This window comes from Rathayibacter sp. Leaf296, from assembly GCF_001423045.1.
In the GTDB taxonomy this organism is placed as follows: Bacteria; Actinomycetota; Actinomycetes; order Actinomycetales; family Microbacteriaceae; genus Rathayibacter; species Rathayibacter caricis.
In genome coordinates, this window is sequence record NZ_LMNR01000001.1 from 1,177,735 (window position 1) to 1,203,843 (window position 26,109).

Sequence of the window (26,109 nt, forward strand, 5' to 3'; positions counted from 1 at the left end):
TGATTGGCGGTGCCCCCTCCGAGGAGTGAACACCTAACACGGATAATCATGCTCAGATCGGAAGGGCCCTGATAGTCGTCACTTTAGGGGACTAATCGGGGTACAAAATTCATCTTCTCCACCGCCGCAGGTCCCCTCGGACGCAGAGGGCGGTCAGCCGGCGAAGGAGCGCCACGCGCCCGGTGCCGCGTGCAGGGGCGCCCGGACGGCGTGGGAGCGGTCGTTCCAGCCGCTCACCAGCTCCTGCGACTCCTCGACCTCGTCCGCGCCCTGTGCCGCCAGGGCGGTGACGACGGCGGTCACCGCGGCGATCTGCCGGGCGTCGAGCCCGGGGGTCGAGATGACGACGGAGGGGGCGGAGTCCTGTTCGCTCATCCCGCGACGGTACCGCATGGTGTGCGGCGGGCGTTCGGCGCGAGGTGATTATGCTGACGCCGGACGCCGCCGGAGCGACGACCGACCGTCGTCGAACCAGGAGCACCGCCCGATGCCGTCGTGGATCCCCCCGCACACCGCGTCCGCTGTCCGCGGTCTGCTCGCCGGCGCCCGCCGGTCGCCCGCCGCGGTCGGGCTGGTGCTCCTCGTGATCGCCGCGAGCGCCGCTGTCGGCACCCTCGCAGGGCCCGCCTCCGCCACGACCGCCGCGTGGTGGGCCGCCGGATCCGGCTCCCTCCTCGGCGGCCGCCCGTGGACCGCGGTCACCGCGCTCGTGATCGCCGCCGGTCCTCTGCAGCTGGTGCTCGAAGCGGTGCTCGTCCTGCTGCTCCTGGTGATCGCCGAGCGCCGCCTCGGATCGTGGCGGACGGTGCTGGCCTTCGTGGTCACGGGAGCGATCGGGATCGTCGTCGGCGTGCTCCTCCAGGTCGTCGGTGCGGCCGCGGGGGAGTGGTGGGCGAGCGACACGATCGGCGACACCGCGTTCGACCCGCTGATCGGAGCGGTGGGCGCACTGCTGACGTCCACAGCGTTCATGGGCGCCCTCTGGCGTCGACGCCTGCGGGTCACCGTGTTCGCGGTCGTGCTGATGTTCGTGCTGTACGCCGGTGATCCCGCCGACGTCCATCGCCTCCTCGCCGGAGTCGCGGGACTGGGCCTCGGCGCCGTGCTCGCGGGCCCGGTCGCCGGCGTCCGCCCGCACCGGCACGCACCCAGCTCGCACCGGGAGTCGCGCGGCCTGCTGGCGGCGGTCGTGGCCGTCACCGCCATCGGTCCGCTCGTCGCCGTCCTGTCCGACTCGGGCTACGGCCCCTTCTCGTTCCTCGGTCGCCTCCTGCAGAGCGCGTTCACCGGCACGGGCGATCTCGAGGACCCCTGCGCGCGGCTGACCCGCCACTGCACCCACCACGTCCAGCTGAGCCTCGTGTCGCCGGGAGTCATCCTGCTCACGTTCGTGCCCCTGATCCTGCTCCTGGTCGCCGCGCGCGGTCTGCGGTCCGGCCGACGTCTCGGACTCGTCCTCGCCGTCGGCGTCAACGGGGCGATCGTCGTCCTCGACATGCTGTCGCTGCAGCACGCGGCGCGGCATCCGGAGTTCGAGCACCACGCCGAGTACCTGCTCTGGGTCGCGACCACGGTCCTCGTCCCGCTGGCCGTCATCGCGCTCCTGCTCGCCGGACGACGGCACTTCCGCGTGCTCGCGCCGCGCGCCGCGGTCCGCCGCTGGTCGCGCGCGATCGGTGCCGCCTTCGCGGCAGGTCTGGGCGGCTACCTGGCCGTCGCCTTCGCGGCGCGGACGAGCTTCGAGCCCGCCGTCGACGGGGGACGGCTCCTCGTCGGAGGTCTCCTGCGGTTCGTGCCCGTCGGCTTCCTCGGGGGCGCCGGCCGGCTCCCGGTGCCGCGCGATCCGCTCGCCCGCGTCGTGTCCGACTGGGTGGGGCCGGCGTTCTGGCTGCTCGTCGTGATCGCCGTGCTGGCACTCCTGCGCGCCACCTACGCGCAACGGGCCCGCGGCGACGGAGCGGTGTACCGCGGGATCCTCGCGCGCCACGGCGCCGGCAGTCTCGGCCACCAGGGCACCTGGCAGGGGAACGACCACTGGATCGCTCCGGACGGCGAGGGGGGAGTGGCCTACCGGGTCGTCGGGGGGATCGCGATCGCGCTCTCGGATCCGGCGTGCGCCCCCGAGCGTCGCGACGAAGTCGTCGCGGGCTTCCTCCGGCACTGCGACGAGCACGGCTGGTCGCCCGTGTTCTACAGCGTCCACGATGACCTCCTCCCCGTGTTCGACCGCCTTGGCTGGTCACCGGTGTCGGTCGGCGAGGAGACGGTCATCGACCTCGCCGGCTTCGAGCTGACCGGCAAGCAGTGGCAGAAGGTGCGCTACCCGCTGAACCGGGGACTGAAGCTCGGCATCGAGGCGGTGTGGACCACCTGGCCGGAGCTGTCGCTCGCGACCGCGAACAGCATCGTCGACCTCTCGGAGCGCTGGGTCGCCGAGAAGGCCCTCCCCGAGATGGGCTTCACCCTGGGCGGTCTCGACGAGGCCCGCGACCCGGAGGTGTCCCTCCTGCTGGCCGTGGGACCGGACGGCGTGCTGCAGGGCGTCACCAGCTGGCTGCCGGTGCGCCGCGACGGCCGGATCGTGGGATGGACGCTCGACTTCATGCGCCGCTCCGACGACGCCATGCCCGGGATCATGGAGTTCCTGATCGCTTCCGCGGCCCTGCGCGCGAAGGAGGACGGTGCCGAGTTCGTCTCGCTGTCTGGTGCTCCGCTCGCCACCGCGCCCGTCGCCGAAGGGGAGGCGCCGCCCGAGCCGACCGTGCTCTCGCGCCTGCTCGACTTCCTCGCGCGGACGCTCGAGCCTGCCTACGGATTCACGTCGCTCTTCCGGTTCAAGGCGAAGTTCCATCCGCGCTACGAGGGGCTCTGGCTGGCCTACCCCGATGCGATGCGGCTGCCGCAGATCGGCACGGCGCTGGCGCGCGCCTACCTCCCGGACCTCTCGGCGCGCGACGCACTGGCGTTCGCCCGGACGCTGGGCGCGCGGCCGGAGGAGCACGGGGCACCCGTCCGCAGCGCCGGTTGAGTCGTCATGCGCCGTCGGCCGCCGACCAGATCTCGAAGTCGAGGTCGGGGAAGTCGTCGGGGTCCTGCTCGCCGACGACGGGCTGGACGAGAGAGCCGACCGGCACGCGTCGGGCGGCGGGATCGGCGAGGGTCGCGGCGTCGCCGGGCAGCGATTCCGGGCCTCCGGCCGCGCTCGAGGCGAGCTGGCTGGTCGGCCCGAGCAGGAGCTCCGCCTCGTCCGGTCCTCCGCTCTCGGTCAGACCGGGCACGACGATCGTGTCGGCCGTCCGGGCGACCGCGAGCCGACGGGCGTAGTCGAGCACGGCGTGAGCGACGGCGTCCCCGACGACGAGCGAGCCTCCGGCGTAGCGCAGAACCTTCGTGGTCGTGACCTCTCCCCGTGAGCGATGGGCTCGGCACCGGGGACCGGGGTGCGCCCTCACCACTGTACGGCGGGCGCGAGCGGGCGCGCAGGCCGATCCCCGGGACAGGAGCGCCCGGACCGCCTAGAGCCGCAGCTCGCCCGCGACGACCCGGCTCGCGACGAGGGTGAGCGCCGTCGAGTGGGAGCGGGCGTGACGGCGCAGGATCTGGAACGCCTCGTCGGTCGAGATCTCGCGGGCGTAGGCGACCGCGCCCTTGGCCTGCTCGATGAGCACGCGGCTGTTGAGGGCGTGCTGCAGCTGGTTGCGCACGGTGTCGCTCTCGAGCAGCGCCCGCTGGTGCAGGATCCCGATGGTCGCGACGTCGGCGAACGCCTGCGCGACGGCGACGTCGTCGGCCGGCAGCGTGCCCGGCTCGGAGCGGAAGAGGTTGAGCGATCCGATGCACTCGCTGCGCAGGCGCATCGGGACGCAGTGCACCGAGCGGAGTCCGAGTTCGAGAGCGCGGTCGCGGAAGGGGGCCCAGCCCTCGCGCACGTCGCGGATGTCGGGCACCACCACGGCCTCGCCCGTCGTGAGGCACTCCATACAGGGCCCGGACTCCTCCCGGAGCTGCAGCAGCCCGATCAGGCGGGAGTCCTCGTCGGTCGACGCGAGCACCTCGGCGACGCCCCCGGCGTCGCGCAGCACGATGCCCGCCGAGGCGGCCTCGAAGAGCGCGGCGCTGCGGTCCACGAGGGTCTGGAGGAGTTCCACCGTGTCGTAGTCGTCGACGAGGGTGTCGGAGAGGGTCACGAACGTCTCGATGAGGTCGTGCTCCCGTGAGCGGGCCGCCATGCAGTCGATCCTAGATTTCGAGGGGAGGAGGGGGGAACCCGGTGCGGCGGTCGACGATCTCCTCGGCGACCTCCGCGACCGGGCGGCCCTGCGCGAACGCGTGGGCCCTGAGCAGCAGGAGGGACTCCTCCGCCGAGATGCCGTGCCGGGCGAGGATCATCCCCGTCGCCTGGTGGATGATGCGGCGCGAGTGAGCGTTGCTGCTCGCGCCGGTGCCGCTCTCCGAGAGCACGTGGGCGACGACCCGCAGCGCCGTGCCGGGCGTGCGGGAGCGGATCCGCTCGATGACCGCAGCGGGGAGCGGACCGGCGGAGGCGCTGTAGAGGTCGACCACGCCCACGTCGAGCCCTGCGACGCGCAGAGGGAACGCGTAGACCGCGTCCAGGGGCAGCCGACCGACCTCGGCCGCGAACAGCGGCCAGCGCTCGGCCGCGTCGCGCACGTCGTCGATGAGCACCGGAGTGCGGCGCCGCGCGGCGTCCCAGCAGGGTCCCTCGCCGAGGTCGAGCTGGATCTCGTCGAGGCGGGCGGCGACGTCGTCGCTCGCCGAGACGGTCTCGCCGCCGAACGACGAGCCGATCGTCGAGACGGCGGCGCCGCGCACGGGGAACTCGTCGGCGTACGAGGAGGACAGGGTCGAGAGGGAGTCGGTCGCCATGCCCGCTCCCTCCGTCACTCCGCAGCGGATGCCGTCGTCGCCGCCCACGCTAACAGGAGGACGGCCGCCGGATCACAGCGGGATGTTGCCGTGCTTCTTGGCGGGCAGGTTCGCGCGCTTGGTGCGCAGCGCCCGCAGCGCCTTGATCACGGAGACGCGGGTGGCCGACGGCTCGATGACGCCGTCCAGCTCTCCGCGCTCGGCGGCCAGGAACGGGCTCGCCACGTTGTAGGTGTACTCGTTGGCGAGACGGGTGCGCACGGCGGCGACGTCCTCGCCCGCCTCCTCCGCCTTCCTGATCTCGTTGCGGTAGAGGATGTTGACTGCGCCCTGGCCGCCCATGACCGCGATCTCGGCGGTCGGCCAGGCCAGGTTGATGTCGGCGCCGAGCTGCTTGGAGCCCATGACGATGTACGCGCCGCCGTAGGCCTTGCGGAGGATCACCGTGACCAGGGGCACGGTCGCCTCGGCGTAGGCGTAGAGCAGCTTGGCGCCGCGGCGGATCACGCCGGTCCACTCCTGATCGGTCCCGGGGAGGTAGCCGGGCACGTCGACGAGCGTGAGGATCGGGAGCGAGAACGCGTCGCAGAAGCGCACGAACCGCGAGGCCTTCTCGCCGGCCTCGATGTTGAGCGTGCCGGCCATGGCGCTCGGCTGGTTGGCGATGATGCCGACCGAGCGGCCCTCGACGCGGCCGAAGCCGATCACGATGTTGGGGGCGAACAGCGGCTGCACCTCGAGGAAGTCGCCCTCGTCGACGATGTGCTCGATCACGACGCGCATGTCGTACGGCTGGTTCGGGCTGTCCGGGATGACCGTGTCGAGGAAGCGGTCGGAGTCGGTGGTCTCGAGGTCGACCTCGGTGTCGAAGACGGGGGCCTGCGAGAGGTTGTTGTCGGGGAGGAAGGAGAGGAGCGTCCGCGCGTAGTCGAGGGCGTCGTTCTCGTCGCTCGCGAGGTAGTGCGAGACGCCCGAGATCTTGTTGTGGGTGAGCGCCCCGCCCAGCTCCTCCATGCCGACGTCCTCGCCGGTGACGGTCTTGATCACGTCGGGGCCGGTCACGAACATCTGGCTGGTCTTGTCGACCATGATCACGAAGTCGGTCAGGGCGGGGGAGTACACCGCTCCTCCGGCCGCGGGCCCGCAGATGATCGAGATCTGCGGGATGACACCGCTGGACGCGGTGTTCCGGCGGAAGATCTCGCCGTACTTGCCCAGGGCCACCACGCCCTCCTGGATCCGGGCTCCGCCGGAGTCGAGGATGCCGATGATCGGGACGCCGGTCTTCAGCGCGAGGTCCATGACCTTGATGATCTTCTCGCCCGCGACCTCGCCGAGCGAGCCGCCGAAGATCGTGAAGTCCTGCGAGTAGACGGCGACCTGGCGACCGTGGATGGTGCCGGTTCCGGTGACGACCGCGTCGCCGTAGGGGCGCTTCTTCTCCATGCCGAAGGCGTGCGTGCGGTGGCGCACGAACTCGTCCAGCTCCACGAAGGAGCCCGGGTCCAGGAGGGTGTCGATGCGCTCGCGGGCGGTCATCTTGCCCTTGGCGTGCTGCTTCTCGATCGCGGCCTCACCGCTCGCGGTGACCGCCTCGTGGTACCGGGCCTTGAGGTCGGCGATCTTCCCCGCGGTCGTGTACATGTCGGGCGCGGGACGTTCGATGTTCGCGGTCACCCGCTCACCTTACCGGCGGGGGCGGGGGCGCCCCCCTTGTCGTGAGGGCACAGGGAGCGGCCTGCCCCGCGGGAGGATCCGCACAACGACGCCCGCCTCCGGGCTCCTCGGAGAGGGCGCGAGTACCGTGGCGGCATGCAGCTCCCGCTCTCCCGCTCCGTGTCCCCGAAGGTGCTGTGGGAGGAGCACGCCGGCTCGACGAACGACGTCCTCCGCGAGCACGCCACCCGCGCGCCGGACCAGTGGCCGCACCTCTCGGTGGTGGCGACGGACGACCAGCGGGCCGGTCGCGGCCGCCTGGGCCGGGTGTGGCAGGCGCCGGCAGGTCGGACCCTCGCCGTCTCGATCCTGGTCGACGCCTCCGAACTGCCCGCAGGCGCCTCCGGATGGCTGCCGCTGGTCGCGGGCGCGGCGCTCGCCCGGGCGCTCGCCCCGCTGGTCGAGGTCCCGGTCGCCGTGAAGTGGCCCAACGACGTGCTCCTCGACGGCCGCAAGACCGCCGGCATCCTCGCCGAGCGGCTCCCCGACGGGCGCGTGATCCTGGGAACGGGCGTGAACCTGCTCCTCACGGAGGAGGAGCTCCCGGTGCCGACCGCGACCTCGCTCGCTCTCGCCGGCGCCCCAACCACCGACGCCGACGCGGTCCTCGCGGCCTACCTCACCGAGCTCTCGGCCCTGCTCGCACCCCTGCTCTCGCTGCGCGACGCCGAGGCGGCCGGCACCGCCGCCGCCGTGCGCGAGCGCTGCGGCACACTCGGCCTCCGCGTGCGCGTGGAGCTCCCCGACGGCTCGGTGCACGAGGGGACCGCCCGTGAGCTGGACTCCGACGGTCGGCTCGTCGTCGAGCTCGCGGACGGACCGCGCGCGTTCTCGGCGGGCGACGTCACCCACTTGCGGCAGTGAGGCGGGGGCGATGACGACGGACGCCCCCGAGCTCGAGCTCGCGCGGCTGACCCCTCGGGCGAGGAAGGCGGTGGCCCCGGTCGCCGGCTTCCTCCTCCTCACCTGGTCGGGCTTCTACTTCGCCGCGCAGTTCGACCTGGGGCTCCAGCGCTGGATCATCGCGATCGGCACGGCCGTCCTGGTGCTCCTGCTCTGCGCCCCCTCGGCGCTGCGCTCGGCGGGGATCCGCTACCGGATCACCACGCGCGCCCTGCACGCGCGGCGCGGTCTCGTGGGCGTCCGGCGCGCCGAGGTCGTGTTCGATCCGCGGATGAGCGTCCGGGTCGCGCGGTCGGTGGCCCAGCGGTTCGCCCGGTGCGCGGACGTCGTGATCGAGCAGGACGGTGCGGAGGTGTTCGTGCTGCGCGACCTGCCCGATCCCGGGCTCGCCGCGATCGTGCTCCGCGACGCCATCGCCGCGTCGCCCCGGCCGCTTCCGGCGTGGGAGGACCCGGTGCAGCCCGAGTGAGGGCGTCGGTACCATGGAGCCGCCCCGCGCCAGCGGGCGGAGACGGAGGAGCGCCATGCGCGTCGGCGTGATCGGTGGCGGCCAGCTCGCCAGGATGATGATCCCCGCGGCCGTCGAGCTGGGGATCGACATCGCCGTGCTCGCCGAGACCGAGGGTGCTCCCGCGGCGCTCGCGGCGACGCAGGTCGGCGACTACCGCGACGAGGCGGTGGTGCTCGCGTTCGCCGAGACCGTCGACGTCGTGACCTTCGACCACGAGCACGTCCCGCAGCCGATCCTGCGCGAGCTCGTCGCCCGCGGGATCCCCGTGCACCCGGGCCCGGACGCCCTCCTCTACGCGCAGGACAAGCTGCTCATGCGGCGCAGGCTCTCCGATCTCGGCCTGCCGGTCCCGGACTGGGCGGAGGTGTCCTCGGCCGACGAGCTCGCCGCGTTCCTCGACGACCACGGCGGCCGTGCCGTCGTCAAGACCGCCCGCGGCGGCTACGACGGCAAGGGCGTGCGGGTCGTCCGCGGCGCCGCCGAGGCCGACGACTGGTTCGAGGCGCTCGCCGAGGACGGTCGCGGCGGCTCCCTGCTCGTCGAGGAGCTCGTCGACTTCCGGCGTGAGCTCGCGCAGCTCGTCGCCCGCCGCCCCTCCGGCGAGACGGTTCTCTGGCCGGTCGTCGAGTCCGTGCAGCGCGACGGCGTCTGCGCGGAGGTCTTCGCCCCGGCCCCCGCCTCCGCCGGACGCGTCGCCGCGATGGCGGCGGAGATCGCCGAGTCGATCGCCGAGCGCCTGGGCGTCACCGGCGTCCTCGCCGTCGAGCTCTTCGAGACGACCGACGACCGCATCCTGGTCAACGAGCTGGCCATGCGGCCGCACAACAGCGGCCACTGGACCATGGACGGCTCGACCACCTCGCAGTTCGAGCAGCACCTGCGCGCGGTCCTCGACCTGCCGCTCGGAGCGACCGGCTGCCGCGACCCGTGGACCGTCATGGTGAACTTGCTCGGCGGACCGCAGGGCGAGTCGCTGACCGATCGCTACCCGCGCGTGCTGGCGGAGCACCCGGGCGTCAAGGTGCACAACTACTCCAAGGAGCCCCGCCCCGGCCGCAAGGTCGGGCACGTGAACGCGACCGGCGACGAGCTCGAGAGCGTCGTCTACGAGGCGCGAGCCGCGGCGGCGCTTCTCACCGACTGACACGTACCATGGTGGCCGTGACGAGCCGACTGACGACCCCCGCCCCCGCCGGAGACCCCACGTGAGCGCGGACGCGCTCGTGAACGGATCCGCGCCCGTCGTCGGCGTCGTCATGGGCTCCGACTCCGACTGGTCGGTCATGCAGGCCGCGTCGACGACGCTGACGGAGTTCGGCGTGGCCCACGAAGTCCGAGTCGTCTCGGCCCACCGGACCCCGGAGGCGATGATCGCGTACGGCCGCGACGCCCGCTCCCGCGGCCTCAAGGCGATCATCGCCGGTGCGGGCGGCGCGGCCCACCTCCCCGGCATGCTCGCGGCCGTGACTCCGCTGCCCGTCATCGGCGTGCCCGTGCCGCTCGCGCGCCTGGACGGCCTCGACTCCCTCCTCTCGATCGTGCAGATGCCCGCGGGTGTCCCCGTCGCGACCGTGTCCATCGGCGGAGCCCGGAACGCCGGCCTCCTCGCCGTCAAGATCCTCGCCACGGCCGACGACGTGCTCTCGGAGCGCCTCGTCGCGTTCGCCGCCGACCTCGAGACCCAGGTCGCCGCGAAGAACGACGCCCTGGTGGCGAGCCTGTGACGGCGGTGTCCCTGCCGCTGCGGCATCCCGACGTCCGCTCCAGCACTTTCATGACGCGGCGGGCCTGGTGGCTGCTGGTCGGCAACTTCCTGGTGCCCGGATCGGCCCAGGTGCTCGCGGGCAACCGCCGGCTGGGCCGCCTCGGACTGGCGTTCACCCTCGCGCTCTGGACCGCGCTGCTGCTCGCGGTCGTGCTCTACTTCGTCTTCCCGACCGGTCTCTACACGCTCGCGACCTTCGACCTGTCGATGCTGGCGCTCCAGGCCGCGCTCGTGATCTACGCGGTGGTCTGGTTCGTGCTCACCCTCGACACCCTGCGGCTGATCCGGGTCGTGCGGGTGCGGCCGAGGATGCGCGGAGTGCTGGCGTTCGCGACGATCGCGCTGATGGCGGTATCGGTCGGCACCGCGGGTGCGGGCACCTACCTCCTGGGCGTCACCCGCGGCACGCTCTCCTCGATCTTCGGCGGAGGAGCGATGGAGGCTCCGGTCGACGGCCGGTACAACATCATGCTGCTGGGCGGCGACGCGGGCGAGGACCGCGAGGGGCTGCGTCCCGACAGCATCTCGGTCGTCAGCATCGACGCGTCCAGCGGTGCGGCGACCATCATCGGCGTGACCCGCGAGTTCCGCGACGTCCCGTTCGCCGAGGACAGCCCGATGCACGAGCTCTACCCGGACGGCTACAACTGGGGCGACTGCAACGTCAGCGTGTGCAAGCTCAACTCCATCTACACCGAGGTGGAGCTGAAGAACCCGGAGCTCTACCCCGACGCGGTCGCCGAGGGCAGCGAGCCGGGCATCGAGGCGATGCGGGACGCCGTCGAGTCGATCCTGGACCTGCCGATCCAGTACTACGCGCTGATCGACATGGAGGGCTTCGCCCAGCTGATCGACGCGCTCGGAGGAGTGGACATCACCTACGACGGCGACGAGCCGCTGCCGCTGGGCGGGCTCCTCGACTCGGACGGCGTGCCCTACGGCGTGAACCAGTGGATCGAGCCCGGCGACTGGCACTTCAACGGCGAGCAGGCCCTCGCCTACGCGCGCTCCCGCATCACCTCGGACGACTACGCCCGGATGGAGCGGCAGCGCCAGGTGCAGGAGGCGCTGGTGCGGCAGTTCGAGCCGGCGAACGTGCTCTCGAAGTTCCAGGACGTGGCCGAGGCGGGCTCGCAGGTGATCAAGACGGACGTGCCGCAGGGGATGCTCGGATACTTCGTGCAGCTCGGCCTGAAGACGAGGTCGCAGCCGATCAAGAGCGTCGAGCTCACTCCGCCGACCGTCGACCCCGAGGACCCGGACTACGACGTCGTCCGCTCGATGGTGCACGAGGCGCTGTTCCCGGACGACTCCGGGAACTAGGCCCGTCGAGCACGATCCCGACAGGCCCTCGCGGCCACGGCTCAGATCTCGGCGTGCAGCGCCCAGACCCGCTCGGCCGAGTCCCGCCAGCTGAACGCCCGCGCGCGGTCGCGCCCGGCCACCGACAGCCGCTCGCGGAGCGCGGTGTCCGAGAGGACGCTGCTCATCGCCAGTGCCAGCCGCTCCGGGTAGTCCTTCGCGTCGCCGCGCTCGACGGCCACTCCGGCGTCGGCCGCGACCTCGAGCAGGGCCGCGTCGTCCGAGTGGACGACCGGCACGCCGAAGTGCATGGCCTCGAGCACCGGCAGGCCGAAGCCCTCCGCGATGCTGGGGTACACGAAGAGGGTGGCACGGTCCAGGACCACGGCGAGGTCGGCGTCGCTCAGCACGCCGAGGGCGCGCACGCGGTGCTCGTCCAGTCCCTGCTCGTCGGCGACGGCGGCGATGTCGAGCTCGCCCCAGCCGGTCGGCCCGACGATCAGCAGCGGGATCGCGGGGGCTGAGGCGCCGCCGAACGCGGCGATCAGCGAGACGAGCCCCTTGCGGGGTTCGAGGGTCCCGACGCTCAGCACGTACTCGGTCGGCAGCCCGAGCGCGACGGCGCGCTCCTCGGCGTCGTCCGGGAGCACGAGACCCGAGCCCACCGCTCCGCCGATGACCCGCAGCCTGTCGCCGAAGTCGAGGACCTCGGACAGCTGCTGCGCGACCGCGTGAGTGGGGACGACGACGGCGTCGGCGTGCTTGCGCGCCCGCTTCGCCATGGCGCGGTGCCACTTCGCCCCGTGCGGGGTGAGGGTCTCGGGGTGGGTCCACGGAACCGTGTCGTGGATGGTCACGGCGATCTGCTCGCCGTCGCGGCTCTCGTGGCTCCGCAGCGGTGCGAAGAGACTCGGGGCGTGGATCATGCCTCCGCCCGCGGGGATGCCGATGCCGTACTGCCAGGCGCGCGACAGCTCGCGGCGGCCCAGGTGGAGCCGGTGGACCCGCGCGAGCCCGGGCAGCCGATGCCGCAGCTCCTCCTCCTTCTCGGGCGGATGCGCAGACACGACGGCCTCGACCTCGCAGTCGCGGGGCGCGGTCGCGATGAGCTCGCGCGTCAGCTCCTGCGTGTAGCGGCCGATGCCGCCGGGCACTCGGGCGAGCATCTGGTCGACGACGACGCGCAGCACGGTGCTCACGGTCGGACCGCCTCGATCGGTGCGGCCGCGAGGGCCTCGTCCCAGGAGCGCAGCGGAGGAAGGCCCGCTCGGCCCCAGCCGTCGTGTCCGAGGACGGAGTAGGCGGGGCGCGGCGCAGGGCGGACGAACGAGCTGCTGTCGGTCGGGCGGATCCGGTCGGGATCGAGCCCGGCCTTCTCGAAGACCGCGCGGGCGAAGCCGTACCAGGTCGTCTCTCCGGCGTTGGTGCCGTGGTAGACGCCCGCCGGCGCCCCGGAGTCGACGAGTTCGACCAGGCGGGCGGCGAGGTCGCCCGTCCAGGTCGGCTGCCCGCGCTGGTCGTCGACGACGCTCAGCGTCTCGTGAGTGCCCGCGAGGCGGACCATCGTCTTCGCGAAGTTGCCGCCGTGCTCGCCGTAGAGCCACGCGGTGCGGACGACGTAGCCCCGCTCCGGATTCGCGGCCAGCACGAGCTCCTCGCCCTCGGCCTTGGTGCGCCCGTACGCCGAGATCGGCCGACGCGGGTGGTCCTCGCCGTAGGGGGAGGTCGCGGAGCCGTCGAACACGTAGTCGGTCGAGACCTGCACGATCGCCGCACCGATCTCGGCCGCCGCTCGCGCGAGGTTCTGCGCGCCGAGAGCATTGACGCGGCGCGCCACGTCCTCGTCGGTCTCGGCGTCGTCGACACGCGTGTACGCGGCGCAGTTGAGCACGGCGTCGTGCCCGGCGACCGCTGCGCGGACGGCGTCGAGGTCGGTGACGTCCAGATCGCGCCTGCCGAGGGCTGTCACGGGGCGGTCGCCGAGGGCGGTGCGGAGGTCGGTGCCGAGCATTCCTGCGGCGCCCGTGAGGAGGAAGGTCACCCGATCATCATGCCGGAGGGGCGCGGGGGAGGGGGCGAGGGCGCACCGGAGCCGCCCGTGCGGGGGACTCCGTTCAGCACGCGCTCATTACACTGGCCTCCGTGCAGATCCGAGAGCTCGATGTCCCCGACGCCTTCGAGATCACCCCCCGCCGGTTCCCCGACGACCGCGGCGTCTTCTTCGAGTTCTACCGATTCGACCGGTTGGCCGAGGCAGTGGGGCACCCGCTCGTCCTGCGACAGGGGAACACGTCCGTCTCCCGGCGCGGCACTGTGCGCGGCGTGCACTTCGCTCAGATCCCGCCGTCGCAGGCGAAGTATGTCTCCTGCTTCTCGGGCGCCGTGCTCGACTACGTCATCGACCTCCGTATCGGGTCGCCCATGTTCGGCCGGTGGGACTCGGTCGTTCTCGACGACGTGGACCACCGCTCGGTGTACCTCGCTGAGGGCATCGGGCACGCGTTCGTGGCGCTGACGGAAGGCGCCGTCGTGTCCTACCTCGTGAGCGCGCCGTACGATCCTGCCCGCGAGAAGGCCGTCGATCCTCTGGACGAGCGCATCGGGCTGCGCTTCCCGGACGAAGCGGGGGAGCTCCTCCTCTCGCCCAAGGACAGGGACGCCCCCGGCCTGGACGAGGCGGAGACGCAGGGCATCCTGCCCACCTGGGACGAGGCGCGGGCTCTGTACGCGGATCTCGACCGGGCGGAGGCCGCGCGGTGAAGGGGATCATCCTGGCGGGCGGGACCGGCACCCGGTTGTGGCCCATCACCAAGGGCATCTCGAAGCAGCTGATGCCCATCTACGACAAGCCGATGGTCTACTACCCGCTGTCGACTCTGATGATGGCCGGGATCAGCGAGGTCCTCGTCATCACCACGCCCGACTACGACGATCAGTTCAAAGCGCTGCTGGGCGACGGAGCGGGTCTCGGTATGTCCATCTCGTACGCCGTTCAGGAGTCGCCGGACGGGCTGGCGCAGGCGTTCCTGATCGGGGAGGAGTTCATCGGCGACGACTCGGTCGCTCTCGTGCTGGGCGACAACATCTTCCACGGAACAGCGCTGGGCACCGCACTCGCGGCGAACGGCGACGTGCAGGGCGCCGTGATCTTCGCGCACCAGGTCGCCGACCCGAGTGCTTACGGCGTCGTCGAGTTCGACGACGGATTCCGAGCGGTCTCGATCGAGGAGAAGCCGGCGGCGCCCAAGAGCAGCTATGCGGTCCCGGGACTGTACTTCTACGACAACGACGTCGTCGCGATCGCGAAGACCATCCGGCCGTCGGCGCGGGGGGAGCTCGAGATCTCGACCGTCAACGAGCGCTACCTCCTCGCGGGCAGGCTGCACGTGCAGGTGCTGGACCGGGGGACCGTCTGGCTGGACACGGGCACGGTCGATTCGATGATCGAGGCGACGGAGTTCGTGCGGGTGATCGAGCAGCGTCAGGGCTTCAAGATCGGGTGCATCGAGGAGATCGCCTGGCGGAACGGCTGGATCGACGACGAAGGGCTGGCGGAGCACGCCACCACCTACGCGAAGAGCGGTTACGGCGCCTATCTCACCCGGCTCCTCGAGCTGGGTCGCTGACGCGTCGTCTTCTGAACGGCTCAGTGGCGCGGCTCAGCGCCTCGGCCGCAGGCGCATCAGCCCGACGCGCGCGCCGAGACCGAGCCGCACGGCCAAGCGGATCGGCGCCTGGTACCAGGCGCCGTACTTCTGCGCGAGGTACAGGTAGGCGCTCCGGTGGTGCACGGCGAGCATCCGCGCCGAGGCGAGCCGGGTCGAGTGCCCGCCCAGGTGCGACACCAGGGCGTCGGCCAGGTACACGTTCGTCCAGCCGCGGCGACCGAGCGAGTCGCCCAGCTGCACGTCCTCGAAGTACATGAAGTACCGCTCGTCGAAGCCGCCGATCTGCTCGAAGGCGGTGCGCCGGACCATCACGCAGGCTCCCGAGAGCCAGCCCGCGGTCATGCTGCCGTGCTCGAGCGTGCCGACGGCGCGCGAGCGGCGGTAGCGGGCCGACCACGGGTTGCCCGGCCAGACGTGCGCGAAGAGCGCGTGGCCGACTCCGGTGCCGAGGGAGGGCAGCGCCCGCGCCGACGGGTAGACGGTGCCGTCGGAGTCGAGGATGCGCGGGCCGATCGATCCGATCCGGGAGTCAGCGGCGGCGGCGGCGTACAGGGCGTCGATGGACCCGGGCAGGAACACCGTGTCCGGGTTGGTCACCAGGATCCACTCGTACTCGGGGCCCAGCCGGTCGACGGCGTAGTTGACGGCCTTGCCGTAACCGAGGTTCTCGCCCGTCTCGTGGAAGACGACCTCCGGGCGCATCTCGACGACGCGGCGCACGGAGTCGTCCGTCGTCGCGTTGTCGACGACCACGACGTGGACGTCGTGCTCCGTGGCCTCCGGGATCGACTCGAGGCAGGCGCGGAGGACCTCACCCGAGAAGTAGGTGACGACGACGACCGCGATGGGCAACGTCGAGCGAGAGATGGGAGCCTCCGGGGGTGCGGTGTCGACGGGCGAAGGCTCCGTCGGAAGAACTCATCGAGGCTAGCACGCAGCCCGAGCGGCCTCGCGGAGAGTCAGCGCACCGTGTCCAGGGGCTCGGTGCTCACCGCGACGGCCGCGGGCGAGAGGGCCTCGGGCGCCGGCAGGGCGCCGGCGGCCGGGGCGCGGAAGACGACGAACTTGTAGAGGCAGTAGTTCCAGACCAGACCGACGAACACCGCGGCCGCCTTGGCGACGTTGATCGCGAGGAAGGCGTTCTCTCCGTCGCTCGGGAGGAACAGCAGCGACGTCCCGAACCGCGTGTCGAAGAACACCTCGAAGCCGTAGATGATCACGGACTGCAGCACGAGCGAGCTGAATCCGGTCACGGCGAAGAACTTCGCGAAGGTCCTGAACGAGGGCCGCCCGGCGTTCCGGAACACGAAGTAGTGGTTGAGGCCGTAGGACACGGTGATCCCCACCAGCACCGAGAAGACGTTCGCGAGCAGCGTCGGCAGGCCGACGAGCAGCGACAGAGCGTTCAGGATCACGAAGTCGAGCGCGGTGTTCAGCGACCCCGCGATCAGGAATCGAACTGTCTGCGACTGCAGCCAACGTGGCACAGGTGCTCCTCCGCGTGGTCCCGACGGCACCCGGTCGGGCACGACGATCGTCACGTTACCCACGCCACCTGGATCGGCCCCCCGAGGCGCGGCCGCGTCCTCAGGAACAGGACGTCGGACGTTCAGCGGATGGTCACCGATCAGGGGACGAAGAGGAGGTAGCGCCGCTCGGGGTCCTCGCTCGTGAGCTCGGGGCTCGACGCGTCGGTGACGGATCCGACGAGGGCCGTCCAGACCTGCGGGTCGTCCGGGTAGGCGGCCGTGTCCACGAGGATCGCGCACGCGTCGGCGTCCCGGAACTCCGCGGCGAAGCCCTCGGGGGTGGTCGCCGCGTTCCACTCGTCGCCGGCGCGGGTGCCGCGGACGGCGCCGTAGCTGAAGCGCAGGTCGTCGTCGGTGCTGTAGACGTAGGGGAGTCCCTCGTCGTAGTCGCCCATGCCGCCGATCGGCCCGGTCTCGGGGAAGCCCTTGAACGGAAGCTGGGCGACGCCGCAGCCGACGGGCAGCTGCTCGTCCATCGCCGCCGTGAACTGCCGCAGCACCGCGTCCTCCGTCGGCTCGAGCGGGATGGTCGAGTTCACACCGGCGAGCTGATCGACGGCCGCGATGACGGAGACGAGGGCGAGCACCGGCACGAGAGCGCGCATCCGCTTCGCCAGCATGTCGACGAGGATCGCGGCGACGCCCAGTGCGAGGAAGTCGATGACGATCGCGAGCCGCGACCAGACCCGGATCTCGGGGCTGACGTAGTACGCGAGCATCGTGCCGAGACCGCCCACGATGAAGAACAGGAGCGCGAAGACGAACGCGACCGAGAGCGCGCCGACCCGCGGGTCGTCGAGGAATCGGAGGACGGCGGGCTGACCCTCGCGGCGGCGCAGGGACGACCCGGCGAACATGCGCAGGAGGATCACCGCGAGCACCAGGACGATCGCCGTGGCGGCGACGACACCCGTGGAGGGGTTCTCCCCGCTGACCAGGATCTGCGTCTGCGCCTGGTAGTCCGTGGCGAGGTCGCGGAGGAACGGGACGCCGCTGGTGGTCGAGGGCAGCAGGAGCTGCTGCAGCTTGCCGCCGTAGAACTCGGACTCCTGCGGGGTCCTGCCGGAGAAGTACTGGGTGTAGCGCTCGTCGAAGTCGAGCGAGAGCACCCCGATCTGCACGACGATCAGAGCGCCGAGGGAGGCGAGGGTGAAGGTCGGCCAGGCGAGGCTCCGGAGCGGACGGCGCCCGAGCAGGACCACCACGACGCTCACCGCCCAGGTCGCACCGAGGACGATCGCGCCGAACACGTAGTAGTAGGAGACGGTCCAGGCGACGCCGGCGGTGAGCGCGACGAGGAGGGCGGCGGTGACGATCCGGCGGCGACGCGGCGAGGAGACGCCCGAGACGAGGCGCGCGACCGGATCCGTCGCAGAGCCCGCGACGACCAGGACGAGGATCCCGATCAGCGGGACCGACCAGTAGTTCGCCAGGAACGGGTGGCCGTAGTCGATGCGGACGAAGTGGTACGGGAGGACGGCACCGATCACGCCGAAGACCGTCGCGATCACCGGGCGCACCCGCAGGGCGCGGAAGAAGAGGTAGGCGGTGGCGCCGATCCCGGCGAAGCCCGCCACGTAGTAGAGGTTGAGGACCCAGACGCCGTTCGGCACGAAGGGTCCGATCAGGGCCACGAAGAGCGCCGACCACGGGTCGAACAGCGGCGAGAACAGGAGGTTCTGCGAGGCGGGGAAGCCGAGCTGCGCATTCGGGAAGTAGGGGAACACGTCCTGGGCGCTGCCGAAGATCGTGTAGTGCAGGATCTGGTCGTTGCCGCCGGCGGTCCAGCGCTGGGCGAGGTCCGACGGAGTGATGCGCAGAGCGAGGACGCCCAGCACCGTCGCGATCACGGCGGTCAGCGCGGTCCGGCCGAGTTCGATCAGCAGGCGCCGGCGCGGGGAGCGACGCGGCCGCTGCTCCGTTCCGACGGGGGGAGCCGGGCGGACGGCGGGCCTGGTGTCGTGTGCCATGCTCGTGCGGTTCTCCAGGTCGTGGGCCCCGGCGGGGTGCGGCCGGAGAGGCGATCGGGGACCGCGCGGGGGTCAGCATACGACACGCCTGCGTCCTGCCCGCGGACCGCGCCCGGAGGGCGCGCGACCGGCTGGGAATCGCGGTGCGCGCGGCACGGTTCCGGCGGCGGATCAGGACGGCGCTGGTAGCCTTCCACAGCTTCCACCCCAGGACGGTGCGCGCTCCCGCAACGAAAACGGATACAGATGCTCTCCCTCGCAATAGTCACTCCCACCTACAACGAGGCCGACAACATCGGCGAGCTGCTGCGCCGCATCGCTGCGGTCGCCGCGGCCGAGCCCGCCACGCGGATCCGCTCGGTCATCGTGGACGACTCGTCGCCGGACGGCACCGCCGCGAAGGCGCGTGCTCTGGGCGCCGATCTCGCGACGCCGACCTTCACGGTCGAGGTGCTGGAGCGCGCGACCAAGGAGGGTCTCGGCGCCGCGTACATCTGGGCGTTCGGGCGGATCCTGGACGGCGACGACGCCCCCGACCACATCCTGCAGATGGACGCCGACCTCTCGCACGATCCGACGTACATCGCCGACTTCCTCCGCGAGGTGCGCGACGGCGCGGACTTCGTCGTGGCGTCGCGGTACATCCCGGGCGGGGGCACCCCCGACTGGACGCTGGACCGCAAGATCCTCAGCAGGGGCGGGAACATCTACACCCGTCTGCTCCTCGGACGGCGTCTCACCGACTGGACGGGCGGCTACAACCTCTTCAGCGCGGACCTGCTCCGCCGCATCTCGTTCGAGACGGTCGACGCCACCGGGTACGGCTTCCAGATCGCTCTCAAGCACCGCACGCTGGCGGCGGCGCGGCGCATGCGCGAGATCCCGATCGTGTTCCTCGACCGCACGGAGGGCACCTCGAAGATCCCGGGGAACACCCTCCTGCGGAACCTCCTGCTGGTGCTGCGGATCCGGTTCGGACGGAGCCGAGGGCGATGACCACGCAGCCCGCTCCTCGGACTCGCAGGATCTGGACGGCGATCGGCCGCGAGAGCGCGGGGCTCCTGCTCGTCCTCGCGGCCACGCTCCTCGTCCTCCAGCGGCTCGCCGGGACGCCGTGGTGGACGTACCTGCTCTCGGAGGGGGATTCGCTCGCCCTTCCGCTGCTGGTGCAGTCGGTGCAGCGCGGCGAGCCGATGCAGTGGGTCATGACGAGCCAGCTGCTCCTGTTCCCGGAGCTGCCGCTCTACCTCGTCGGGCTCGTCCTGGCCGGCGGAGGATCGGCGGCGTCGCTCGTGGTGAGCGCGTTCGTCAACATAGCCGTGCTCTACCTGGCGCTGCGCTGGCTGGCAGCGACCGTCCTCGCCGGGGAGCGACCCCTCCGCCGGGTCGCCGCGGCCGTCGTCGCGACCGGGATCGTCCTGCTGCTCGTCGCGACCGAGGGGCGCGGGCTGATCAACGGCGGCGCCTTCGCGAGCGGCATCCTCTTCACGACCTACTACTCGGGCGTCGTCCTCTCGGCAGTCCTCGTGCTCGCTCTGCTGGGGCAGGCGACCGGCGGCTTCGATCCGGCACGCACCCGCCGTCCGCGCGCGCTCGTCCTCCCGCTCCTCGGCGCCGCCGTCGTCTCGGCGGCGACGACGCTGTCCAACCCGCTCTTCGCACTGCAGTTCACGGCTCCGGCCGTCGCCACGCTGCTGGTCGTGCTCGTGCTCCGCCGGATGGCCTGGCGCGTCGCCGCTCTGCTGTCGGCGGTCCTCGTCGTCTCCGCCGGGGCCGGGATGGCGGCGCGGGGCCTCCTCATCCGGTTCGTCGCCGTCGACGCCTCGACCTACCTCCATCTCGAGCGGGCGGGAACGGCCGTCGACGGCTTCCTCCTCCAGATGCGCGAGGTCGGCGCCGCGCCCTCCGGCAAGCTCGAGATCCTCGTCGTCGGCCTCCTCCTGCTCTCGGCGGCGGCCGTCCTGCTGGTCGCGCTCGCCACGCAGGTGCGGCCGGAGCGGACTCTCGCCGTCCGCGACTCCAGCGTCGTGATCTCGACGTTCGTCCTCGTCGCCGCGGCCTCCCTCCTGCTCGGCCTCATCATCACGGGGAGCCTCGTCAGCCGCTACCTGCTGCCCCTCGCGGTGTTCCCGGTGCTGATGGTGCTCCCGCTCGCCGGACTGCGGCCGGCGCGAGCGTTCCGGGAGGGTCGGGCCCGGTCCCGAGTGGCGAGCCGGGTGCGTGCAGCCCTGGTCGTCCTGGCGGTCGCCGTCCCGGCCGTCGTCGCGCTGCCTCCCGTGACCGCGGCGGCGGCGACGGCCGGGAGCACTCCGGAACGCGCCTGCCTCGAGGACTGGCTGGACGGACGCGACCTCTCGGGGGTCGGGTCCTTCTGGACCACCCGCGCCCTCGAGCTCTACGGAGGCGAGGAGGTGGACGTGCAGCAGGTGAACTTCGACTTCAGCGTCCAGCTCTGGATGAACAACGCCGCGGCGTACCAGGACACGACCTTCAGCTATGTCCTCGCCGACCGGGACCCGGACTGGGCGGCGCTCGCGCTCGCGCACCTCGGCGAGCCGCGCGCGGTGACCGCGTGCCCGACCTTCGACGTCTACGACTACGCCGGGACCGCGGGCGAGGACGCGCTCAACGAGCGGATCGCGTCGAGCCTGGCCGTCGAGAGGTCCGAGCATGGCTTCTGAGCGCACCGCGCGTCGGAGCCGGCTCCTGCCCGAACTCGGCTGGGCCGTCGTCGCCGCGGTGGTCAGCACCGTCGCCGCGGCCCTCGCGCTCCGGGTGACGCCCGATGGCTTGTCGGAGCGCTGGCAGGCGGGCGGCGACGACCAGATCCTGCACTACCTGCTCTTCCGCAGTGCGACGCAGAGCTTCCCGTTCGCCGAGAACAGCGCCCTCGGCTTCCCGGACGGCTTCAACGCGTTCTTCACCACCCAGTTCGACGTCGCGTCAGCGCTGATCGCGTCCGCGCTGGCCCTCGTGATCCGCGACGGCTTCGTGCTGCTGAACGTCTTCCACCTCCTCACCTTCGCGCTCGTCGCCCTCACCGGGTACGCGTTCTTCCGAGCCCTGCGCACGCCGCCCTGGACGGCCGCGCTCATCGCCGTGGTCTTCAGCCTCGCTCCGTACCACTTCCTCCGGCTCGGAGCAGGGCACGCGTTCCTCGCCAACTACTGGGCGATCCCGCTGCTCGGGATCCTGGTGCTGACGGTGGCCGGCGAGCGGACGGATCCCTTCCGCGCCTGGATCGCGCGCGGGACGAGTCGGCGTGCGCGACTGCTCCGCGGCGCGGTGCCGGTGCTGGTGCTGCCGCTCCTGATCGCGAGCTCGGGCGGGTACTACTACGTCTTCAGCCTGCTCGTGCTCGGAGGAGTGTGGCTCCTCGGCGCGCTCGCCGCTCTCGCGAGCAGGGCGCGGGTCCGGGAGGCGCTCCTGCGGGTTCTGCCCCTTCTCGCCCTGGCGGGGCTGGTCGGGGTCGAGCTGCTCCTGCTCGGCGCCGGCTACGGCGAGCGGACGGCGCGCTACTTCGAGAGCCGGGGGCCGGGCGAGTCCGAGACCTTCGCCGGCAAGATCCTGACGCTGTTCCTGCCCTGGCAGGGTACGGAGCTCCCGAAGATCGGCGCTCTGACCAACATGTACGAGAACGCGACGGCGGTGGCCGAGGCGACCGAGCCGCCCGGCATGCCGGTGATCGGGATCGCCGGCCTGTGCGTCCTTCTCCTCGCTCTGCCCCTGGTGGGACTCGCGGGCGGCCGGGCACTGCGAGCGACGGCGTTCGGCCGGCTGGTGTCGGACGAGCGCATCCGCGTGATGGCGATGGCGGCCCTGTGGACGCTCCTCTTCTACGTGATCACCGGTCTCGGCATGGCGATCGCGGTCTTCGCCACGACGACCCTGAGAGCCTGGTCGCGTCTGTCGATCGTCCTCGTGCTCTTCGCGCTGGGGGCCGTCGCCGTGATCCTCGTGCGCCTCCGGGGCCGGATCCTGCGACCGGTCGTCGTCGCGGCCGTGATCGTCGTCGTGATCGCGGATCAGCTCGCCGGAGTGGCGCGCTTCGTGCCGCTGCAGCCGACGGAGGACGTCGAGATGACGGCCCTCGTCGACGAGGTCGAGGAGGCGCTGCCGGACGGCTGCGGCGTGGTGCAGCTGCCGATCAAGAGCTTCCCCGACAGCGGCCGGATCGGCGCGATGGCCGACTACGACGAGGCGCTGCCCTACCTCTACACGGAGGACGGACAGCTGGAGTGGAGCTACGGTTCGATCCGCGGGACCACGGGCTTCGAGGTGTTCGGCGGCGCCGCGACCCCGGGGGAGTTCGCCGCCGCCGTCGAGTCGAGCGGCGCGTGCGCGATCTACGTCGACACGGCCGGCTACACCGACCAGGCGGGCGCGTGGCAGGAGGACGTCCTGGCGGCGAGCGGATCACTCGTCCCGATCGCGTCGTCGACCTCGGGGCGCTGGCTCGTCTTCGCGGTGCCGCGCTGATCGCCGCTCATTCGAGCAGGAAGAGCTCGTACCGGCCGTCCGTCGAGTCCAGTGCGGGATCGTCCGCCTCGGCCACCGCGTCGACGAGGGACCGCCAGGCGCCGACGTCCTCCGTGTAGGCGGCCGTGTCGACCAGGACCGCGCAGGCCCCGGACTCGTCCACCTCGTCGCGGAAGGCGGCGGGGGTCGTCGCGTCGTTCCAGCCCTCGGCGCTGCGCGTGCCGACCACCGCTCCGTAGCTCCAGCGCAGGTCGTCGCGAGAGCTGTAGATGTAGGGGAGGCTCTCGTCGTAGTCGCCCATCGCGCCGATCGCTCCGGTCTCGGGGAAGTCCTTCAGCGGCAGCTGAACGATCCCGCAGTCCACGGGAAGGGCGTCGTCGACCTCGGCCGCGAACTCGCGGAGGGCGGTGTCGGGCACGGCGTCGATCGGCAGGGCGGCGTCGACTCCGCCGAGCTGGTCGACGACCGCGACGACGGCGACGAGCCCCAGCACCACGGCGCGGACGGCGGTCCGGCGCACCACCGCCTCGAACGCCATCGCGGCGACGCCGAGCGCGAGGAGGGCGAGCACGATCGAGAACCTCGACCACGCACGGATCTCCGGGGAGGCGTAGTAGGCGAGCAGCGCTCCCAGACCCGCAGTCGTGAAGAAGAGCAGGGCGACGACGAACGCGGTCGACAGCGCGCCGACGCGCTCGTCGGCGAGGAGACCGGGAGCGTCCTCGGCCGTGTCGGGGTTCCGACGCGGAGCGAGCAGCCGCGCGAGCACGACCACGACGATCACCACGTAGGCGACCGAGACGACGAGCGCGGTGCTCGCGCTCTCGGAGGTCTGCAGGATCCCGGTCGTCCCGGCGTAGTCGTTCGAGAGGGAGGAGAGCGGCGCGAAGCCGCTGGACCGCGCCGGGAGCAGCAGATCCATGATCTTCCCGCCGTAGAACTCCGATTCCTGCGGGGTGCGTCCGGCGAAGTACTTCGCGAACCGCTCGTCGAGGTCGAGGGAGAGGACCGCCAGCTGCGCACCGATCGAGGCGAGCAGCACGCCGACGGTGACCGTCGGCCACAGCATCGACCGCCACGTCCGGGTCGCCGCGGCGACGACGAGGCGGACGAACCAGACGGCACCGACCACGAGGGCGGCGAAGACGAAGTAGTACGACTGCGTGAAAGCGGTCGCCCAGCAGAGCAGCAGCAGGGGGACGAGCCGCCGGGCCAGGCGCAGGCGCCGGCTCCCCGCCGAGTCGATCCACTCCGCGAACGGATCCGCGCGTCCCCCCGCGACGACCAGGACGAGGAGACCGAGGAGCGGCACGGCCCAGTAGTTCGCGAGGAACGGGTGGCCGAGCGCGAGCTGGACGAAGTGGTACGGCAGCACGGCGAAGACGACCGCGACGACCACGGAGGTCGCCCGGTGCAGCCGCAGCCCCCGGAAGAAGAGGTAGGCGGTCGCTCCCGTGCCGACGAAGGCCAGGAGGTTGTAGACGTTGAGCGCCCAGACGCCGTCCGGCAGCACGAGGGCCAGACCGGAGACCAGGACGGCCGACCAGGGGTCGAAGAGCGGAGCGAAGAACAGGTTCTGCGCAGCGGGGAACCCCAGCTCCTCGTTCGGGAGGAACGGGAACACCTGCGCAGCGCTCGTGAAGATCGAGTAGTGCAGGATCTGGTCCGCGCCCCCGGTCGCCCAGCGCAGTCCCAGGTCGGACGGCGAGATCCGCCAGGCGAGCACGGCGAGAGCCGCGCTGACGAGTCCGGCGAGGAGTGCGAGCGCCACCTCCGTGCCGACGAGCCGCCAGGAGGAGCGGCTTCGGGCTGCCGGTCGCTCGGCGGGCGGGGCGGGGGTCGTGGTCTGCATGTGCTCCTAGTGTGAGGGAGAGGACGGGGCGGTGCCGAGGGAGCTCAGACGATCTGCCACCCCTGGGCGTAGACATCGAACGGCGTGGTGAAGGTCCAGATCGCATAGCCGTCCAGCTCGGAGCGCGAGCCTCCGTACTGCTCGGCGAGGCCCGCGAGCAGCACGTCGTTCGCCTGGTCGGCGTTGACGACGAACGCCAGCGGGTCCGCCTCGGCCGCGGCGGTCTCGTAGGCGGTGTACCGGCGGTTCACGAGGGCGGCCGCCGTGACGTCCTCCTCGGTCGCGGCCGACAGCGCGTACGAGATCCAGTAGCTCGCGTAGACGTGCTCGAGCCCGCGCTCCTGCAGTGCGGTGCCGACCTCCGTCAACCGCGGGTCGAAGCGCGAGCTCTGCCACTGGAAGCCGCCGGTCGCCTGCACGACGAGAGCGACGGTGATCGCAGGAGCGGCCAGCATCGCGACCCAGGCCGCCGGACGGAACCACGAGACGGCCCAGCCGAGGGCGGCGGCGAGAGCCGGGGCGAGGAACACGGCGTAGCGCCGTGAGTCGGCCTGGAGCTCGACTCCCGAGCCGTAGACGAGGACGCCCACGACCAGCACGGTGGCCACCGCGAGCATGACGACCCCGCCGCGACGGCGGATCGCGCCGACCAGGCCCATCGCGAGGATCGCGAGGACGGCGAGGGCGGCGATGACCTGCGAGATGAGGGGACCCGCGGCCGGGGTGAACGCCGCGGGAAGCAGTTTCGTGAAGACGGTGGCGAAGCTCTCCCAGTGGATCCCCGTCGCGGCACCGGCCGGACGGGTGACGGGGGCCGACGCGGCCGCGACGAGCCAGGGCGAGGCGCCGATCGCGGCCGCCACCGCCGCGGTGAGCCAGTTGAGCGGGCGCAGCCCGCCGCGCAGGAGGAGCCCGACCGCACCCGGCGCGGCGAACGCGAGCGCCATGGGCGAGGTCCAGAGAGCGAGTCCGCAGAGCAGGCCCGCGCCGATCCACCGGAGGATGTGCTGCGGGCGGCGGGCCGACACCGCGATCGCGACGACGCCGAGGCCGATGACGAGGGACGTGGAGTAGAAGCCGGGGTCGCGAGTGCTGCCCACGAGGATGTCGAGCCCGGGGAACCAGAACAGGATCCCTGCGACGTTCCCCGCCACCGAGCCCACGCTGCGCGCGACGATCATGCGCAGGAGGAGCGCCGCTCCCGCCATCCAGAGCACCGACACCACGGGCATGACCACGGGAGCGGTCCCGACGACCGCCATCACTCCCGCGACCGAGAGCGAGAGGAGGGAGCCCCCGTAGCTCTGGCCCCAGAAGAACGGGCTGAACTCGCCCTCGAGCGCGTGCTTCGCCATCAGGTAGACGACGGCGTGGTCGGAGTCGAGCTGGTGCGCCGCCGAGAGCACGTAGGCGATCCGCACCACGAGCCCGGCCGCGAACAGGCCCAGGAACGCGATGCCGCCCGAACGCCGTCCCGCTCGAGACCGGGCGAGGTCCTTCTCCGGTGCGACGAGCAGTGACATCCGA

23 protein-coding genes are annotated in these 26,109 nt (G+C 71.9%); 11 read left to right on the plus strand and 12 right to left on the minus strand.

Annotated features, from left to right (window positions below):
- Nucleotides 1-153: 153 nt before the first annotated feature.
- Complete coding sequence (locus ASF46_RS05475) at nt 154-375, minus strand: acyl-CoA carboxylase subunit epsilon (protein ID WP_056866696.1); 222 nt, start codon at nt 373-375, stop codon at nt 154-156.
- A 112-nt stretch (nt 376-487) separates the two neighbouring features.
- Between ASF46_RS05475 and ASF46_RS05480 the strand changes: the two genes are divergently transcribed.
- Nucleotides 488-3,028: a bifunctional lysylphosphatidylglycerol flippase/synthetase MprF gene (locus ASF46_RS05480; RefSeq protein WP_056866697.1), complete on the plus strand. Its 2,541-nt coding sequence runs from the start codon at nt 488-490 to the stop codon at nt 3,026-3,028.
- A gap of 4 nt (nt 3,029-3,032) precedes the next feature.
- On the opposite strand, the gene ASF46_RS05485 is transcribed toward ASF46_RS05480, so the two are convergent.
- The 4 genes from ASF46_RS05485 to ASF46_RS05500 all read right to left on the minus strand — a co-directional run bounded on the left by ASF46_RS05485 (nt 3,033) and on the right by ASF46_RS05500 (nt 6,531).
- Nucleotides 3,033-3,332 carry a hypothetical protein gene (locus tag ASF46_RS05485; RefSeq protein WP_157602234.1) on the minus strand — a complete coding sequence of 100 codons (300 nt, stop codon included), beginning with the start codon at nt 3,330-3,332 and terminating at the stop codon, nt 3,033-3,035.
- A gap of 183 nt (nt 3,333-3,515) precedes the next feature.
- Nucleotides 3,516-4,229 carry a GAF and ANTAR domain-containing protein gene (locus ASF46_RS05490; protein ID WP_056866699.1) on the minus strand — a complete coding sequence of 238 codons (714 nt, stop codon included), beginning with the start codon at nt 4,227-4,229 and terminating at the stop codon, nt 3,516-3,518.
- Between the two features lie 10 nt (nt 4,230-4,239).
- Nucleotides 4,240-4,935 (minus strand): GAF and ANTAR domain-containing protein, encoded by a 696-nt coding sequence (locus ASF46_RS05495; RefSeq protein ID WP_235576855.1) that lies wholly within the window; start codon nt 4,933-4,935, stop codon nt 4,240-4,242.
- A 24-nt stretch (nt 4,936-4,959) separates the two neighbouring features.
- Nucleotides 4,960-6,531 carry an acyl-CoA carboxylase subunit beta gene (locus tag ASF46_RS05500; RefSeq protein WP_055788093.1) on the minus strand — a complete coding sequence of 524 codons (1,572 nt, stop codon included), beginning with the start codon at nt 6,529-6,531 and terminating at the stop codon, nt 4,960-4,962.
- 168 nt (nt 6,532-6,699) lie between these two features.
- On the opposite strand from ASF46_RS05500, the gene ASF46_RS05505 reads away from it, so the two are divergent.
- The 5 genes from ASF46_RS05505 (at nt 6,700) to ASF46_RS05525 (ending at nt 11,105) form a co-directional block, all read left to right on the plus strand.
- Nucleotides 6,700-7,467: a biotin--[acetyl-CoA-carboxylase] ligase gene (locus ASF46_RS05505; protein WP_056866701.1), complete on the plus strand. Its 768-nt coding sequence runs from the start codon at nt 6,700-6,702 to the stop codon at nt 7,465-7,467.
- Nucleotides 7,468-7,477: 10 nt separating this feature from the next.
- On the plus strand, nt 7,478-7,975 hold the full coding sequence (locus tag ASF46_RS05510; RefSeq protein ID WP_056866702.1) for a PH domain-containing protein: 498 nt from the start codon (nt 7,478-7,480) through the stop codon (nt 7,973-7,975).
- A 55-nt stretch (nt 7,976-8,030) separates the two neighbouring features.
- A complete protein-coding gene (locus ASF46_RS05515) occupies nt 8,031-9,161 on the plus strand; it encodes a 5-(carboxyamino)imidazole ribonucleotide synthase (RefSeq protein ID WP_157602237.1) in 1,131 nt (376 codons plus the stop codon).
- Nucleotides 9,162-9,273: 112 nt separating this feature from the next.
- Nucleotides 9,274-9,741 carry a 5-(carboxyamino)imidazole ribonucleotide mutase gene (gene purE, locus ASF46_RS05520; RefSeq protein ID WP_056867459.1) on the plus strand — a complete coding sequence of 156 codons (468 nt, stop codon included), beginning with the start codon at nt 9,274-9,276 and terminating at the stop codon, nt 9,739-9,741.
- A 5-nt stretch (nt 9,742-9,746) separates the two neighbouring features.
- On the plus strand, nt 9,747-11,105 hold the full coding sequence (locus tag ASF46_RS05525; RefSeq protein WP_235576856.1) for an LCP family protein: 1,359 nt from the start codon (nt 9,747-9,749) through the stop codon (nt 11,103-11,105).
- Nucleotides 11,106-11,146: 41 nt separating this feature from the next.
- Here ASF46_RS05525 and ASF46_RS05530 read toward each other — a convergent pair whose 3' ends face one another.
- A complete protein-coding gene (locus tag ASF46_RS05530) occupies nt 11,147-12,283 on the minus strand; it encodes a glycosyltransferase family 4 protein (RefSeq protein ID WP_235576857.1) in 1,137 nt (378 codons plus the stop codon).
- The gene (gene rfbD / locus ASF46_RS05535) at nt 12,280-13,125 is read right to left on the minus strand and encodes a dTDP-4-dehydrorhamnose reductase (RefSeq protein WP_157602240.1); all 846 of its coding nucleotides are present in this window, start codon (nt 13,123-13,125) and stop codon (nt 12,280-12,282) included. Before rfbD ends, ASF46_RS05530 begins: the two co-directional genes overlap by 4 nt.
- Before the next feature lie 101 nt (nt 13,126-13,226).
- On the opposite strand from rfbD, the gene ASF46_RS05540 reads away from it, so the two are divergent.
- Nucleotides 13,227-13,844, plus strand: a complete 618-nt coding sequence (locus ASF46_RS05540; RefSeq protein ID WP_056866703.1) for a dTDP-4-dehydrorhamnose 3,5-epimerase family protein — start codon at nt 13,227-13,229, stop codon at nt 13,842-13,844.
- Complete coding sequence (gene rfbA / locus ASF46_RS05545; protein WP_056866704.1) at nt 13,841-14,710, plus strand: glucose-1-phosphate thymidylyltransferase RfbA; 870 nt, start codon at nt 13,841-13,843, stop codon at nt 14,708-14,710. Before ASF46_RS05540 ends, rfbA begins: the two co-directional genes overlap by 4 nt.
- Nucleotides 14,711-14,743: 33 nt before the next feature.
- On the opposite strand, the gene ASF46_RS05550 is transcribed toward rfbA, so the two are convergent.
- The 3 genes from ASF46_RS05550 to ASF46_RS05560 form a co-directional block, all read right to left on the minus strand.
- On the minus strand, nt 14,744-15,604 hold the full coding sequence (locus ASF46_RS05550) for a glycosyltransferase family 2 protein (RefSeq protein WP_235576858.1): 861 nt from the start codon (nt 15,602-15,604) through the stop codon (nt 14,744-14,746).
- A gap of 107 nt (nt 15,605-15,711) precedes the next feature.
- The gene (locus ASF46_RS05555; RefSeq protein ID WP_056866706.1) at nt 15,712-16,239 is read right to left on the minus strand and encodes a GtrA family protein; all 528 of its coding nucleotides are present in this window, start codon (nt 16,237-16,239) and stop codon (nt 15,712-15,714) included.
- 140 nt (nt 16,240-16,379) lie between these two features.
- A complete protein-coding gene (locus tag ASF46_RS05560; RefSeq protein ID WP_056866707.1) occupies nt 16,380-18,251 on the minus strand; it encodes a hypothetical protein in 1,872 nt (623 codons plus the stop codon).
- Between the two features lie 246 nt (nt 18,252-18,497).
- Between ASF46_RS05560 and ASF46_RS05565 the strand changes: the two genes are divergently transcribed.
- From ASF46_RS05565 to ASF46_RS05575, 3 genes are read left to right on the plus strand one after another with little or no spacing between them, the layout of a single operon-like run.
- Entirely contained in the window at nt 18,498-19,247 is a 750-nt protein-coding gene (locus ASF46_RS05565) for a polyprenol monophosphomannose synthase (RefSeq protein ID WP_056866708.1), read from the plus strand.
- Complete coding sequence (locus ASF46_RS05570) at nt 19,244-20,932, plus strand: hypothetical protein (protein WP_056866709.1); 1,689 nt, start codon at nt 19,244-19,246, stop codon at nt 20,930-20,932. Before ASF46_RS05565 ends, ASF46_RS05570 begins: the two co-directional genes overlap by 4 nt.
- Nucleotides 20,922-22,730 carry a hypothetical protein gene (locus tag ASF46_RS05575; protein WP_056866710.1) on the plus strand — a complete coding sequence of 603 codons (1,809 nt, stop codon included), beginning with the start codon at nt 20,922-20,924 and terminating at the stop codon, nt 22,728-22,730. Before ASF46_RS05570 ends, ASF46_RS05575 begins: the two co-directional genes overlap by 11 nt.
- Before the next feature lie 7 nt (nt 22,731-22,737).
- Here ASF46_RS05575 and ASF46_RS05580 read toward each other — a convergent pair whose 3' ends face one another.
- Nucleotides 22,738-24,582: a hypothetical protein gene (locus ASF46_RS05580; protein ID WP_056866711.1), complete on the minus strand. Its 1,845-nt coding sequence runs from the start codon at nt 24,580-24,582 to the stop codon at nt 22,738-22,740.
- Nucleotides 24,583-24,626: 44 nt separating this feature from the next.
- Complete coding sequence (locus ASF46_RS05585; protein WP_056866712.1) at nt 24,627-26,105, minus strand: hypothetical protein; 1,479 nt, start codon at nt 26,103-26,105, stop codon at nt 24,627-24,629.
- Between the last annotated feature and the right edge of the window lie 4 nt (nt 26,106-26,109).

What these genes read in the sequence shown, in the direction of transcription:
- ASF46_RS05475 (WP_056866696.1), bottom strand. Translation starts at nt 375, where the DNA reads ATGAGCGAACAGGACTCCGCCCCCTCCGTCGTCATCTCGACCCCCGGG.
- ASF46_RS05480 (WP_056866697.1), top strand. Translation starts at nt 488, where the DNA reads ATGCCGTCGTGGATCCCCCCGCACACCGCGTCCGCTGTCCGCGGTCTG.
- ASF46_RS05490 (WP_056866699.1), bottom strand. Translation starts at nt 4,229, where the DNA reads ATGGCGGCCCGCTCACGGGAGCACGACCTCATCGAGACGTTCGTGACC.
- ASF46_RS05500 (WP_055788093.1), bottom strand. Translation starts at nt 6,531, where the DNA reads ATGTACACGACCGCGGGGAAGATCGCCGACCTCAAGGCCCGGTACCAC.
- ASF46_RS05505 (WP_056866701.1), top strand. Translation starts at nt 6,700, where the DNA reads ATGCAGCTCCCGCTCTCCCGCTCCGTGTCCCCGAAGGTGCTGTGGGAG.
- ASF46_RS05510 (WP_056866702.1), top strand. Translation starts at nt 7,478, where the DNA reads ATGACGACGGACGCCCCCGAGCTCGAGCTCGCGCGGCTGACCCCTCGG.
- ASF46_RS05515 (WP_157602237.1), top strand. Translation starts at nt 8,031, where the DNA reads ATGCGCGTCGGCGTGATCGGTGGCGGCCAGCTCGCCAGGATGATGATC.
- purE (WP_056867459.1), top strand. Translation starts at nt 9,274, where the DNA reads ATGGGCTCCGACTCCGACTGGTCGGTCATGCAGGCCGCGTCGACGACG.
- ASF46_RS05560 (WP_056866707.1), bottom strand. Translation starts at nt 18,251, where the DNA reads ATGGCACACGACACCAGGCCCGCCGTCCGCCCGGCTCCCCCCGTCGGA.
- ASF46_RS05565 (WP_056866708.1), top strand. Translation starts at nt 18,498, where the DNA reads ATGCTCTCCCTCGCAATAGTCACTCCCACCTACAACGAGGCCGACAAC.
- ASF46_RS05570 (WP_056866709.1), top strand. Translation starts at nt 19,244, where the DNA reads ATGACCACGCAGCCCGCTCCTCGGACTCGCAGGATCTGGACGGCGATC.
- ASF46_RS05575 (WP_056866710.1), top strand. Translation starts at nt 20,922, where the DNA reads ATGGCTTCTGAGCGCACCGCGCGTCGGAGCCGGCTCCTGCCCGAACTC.
- ASF46_RS05580 (WP_056866711.1), bottom strand. Translation starts at nt 24,582, where the DNA reads ATGCAGACCACGACCCCCGCCCCGCCCGCCGAGCGACCGGCAGCCCGA.
- ASF46_RS05585 (WP_056866712.1), bottom strand. Translation starts at nt 26,105, where the DNA reads ATGTCACTGCTCGTCGCACCGGAGAAGGACCTCGCCCGGTCTCGAGCG.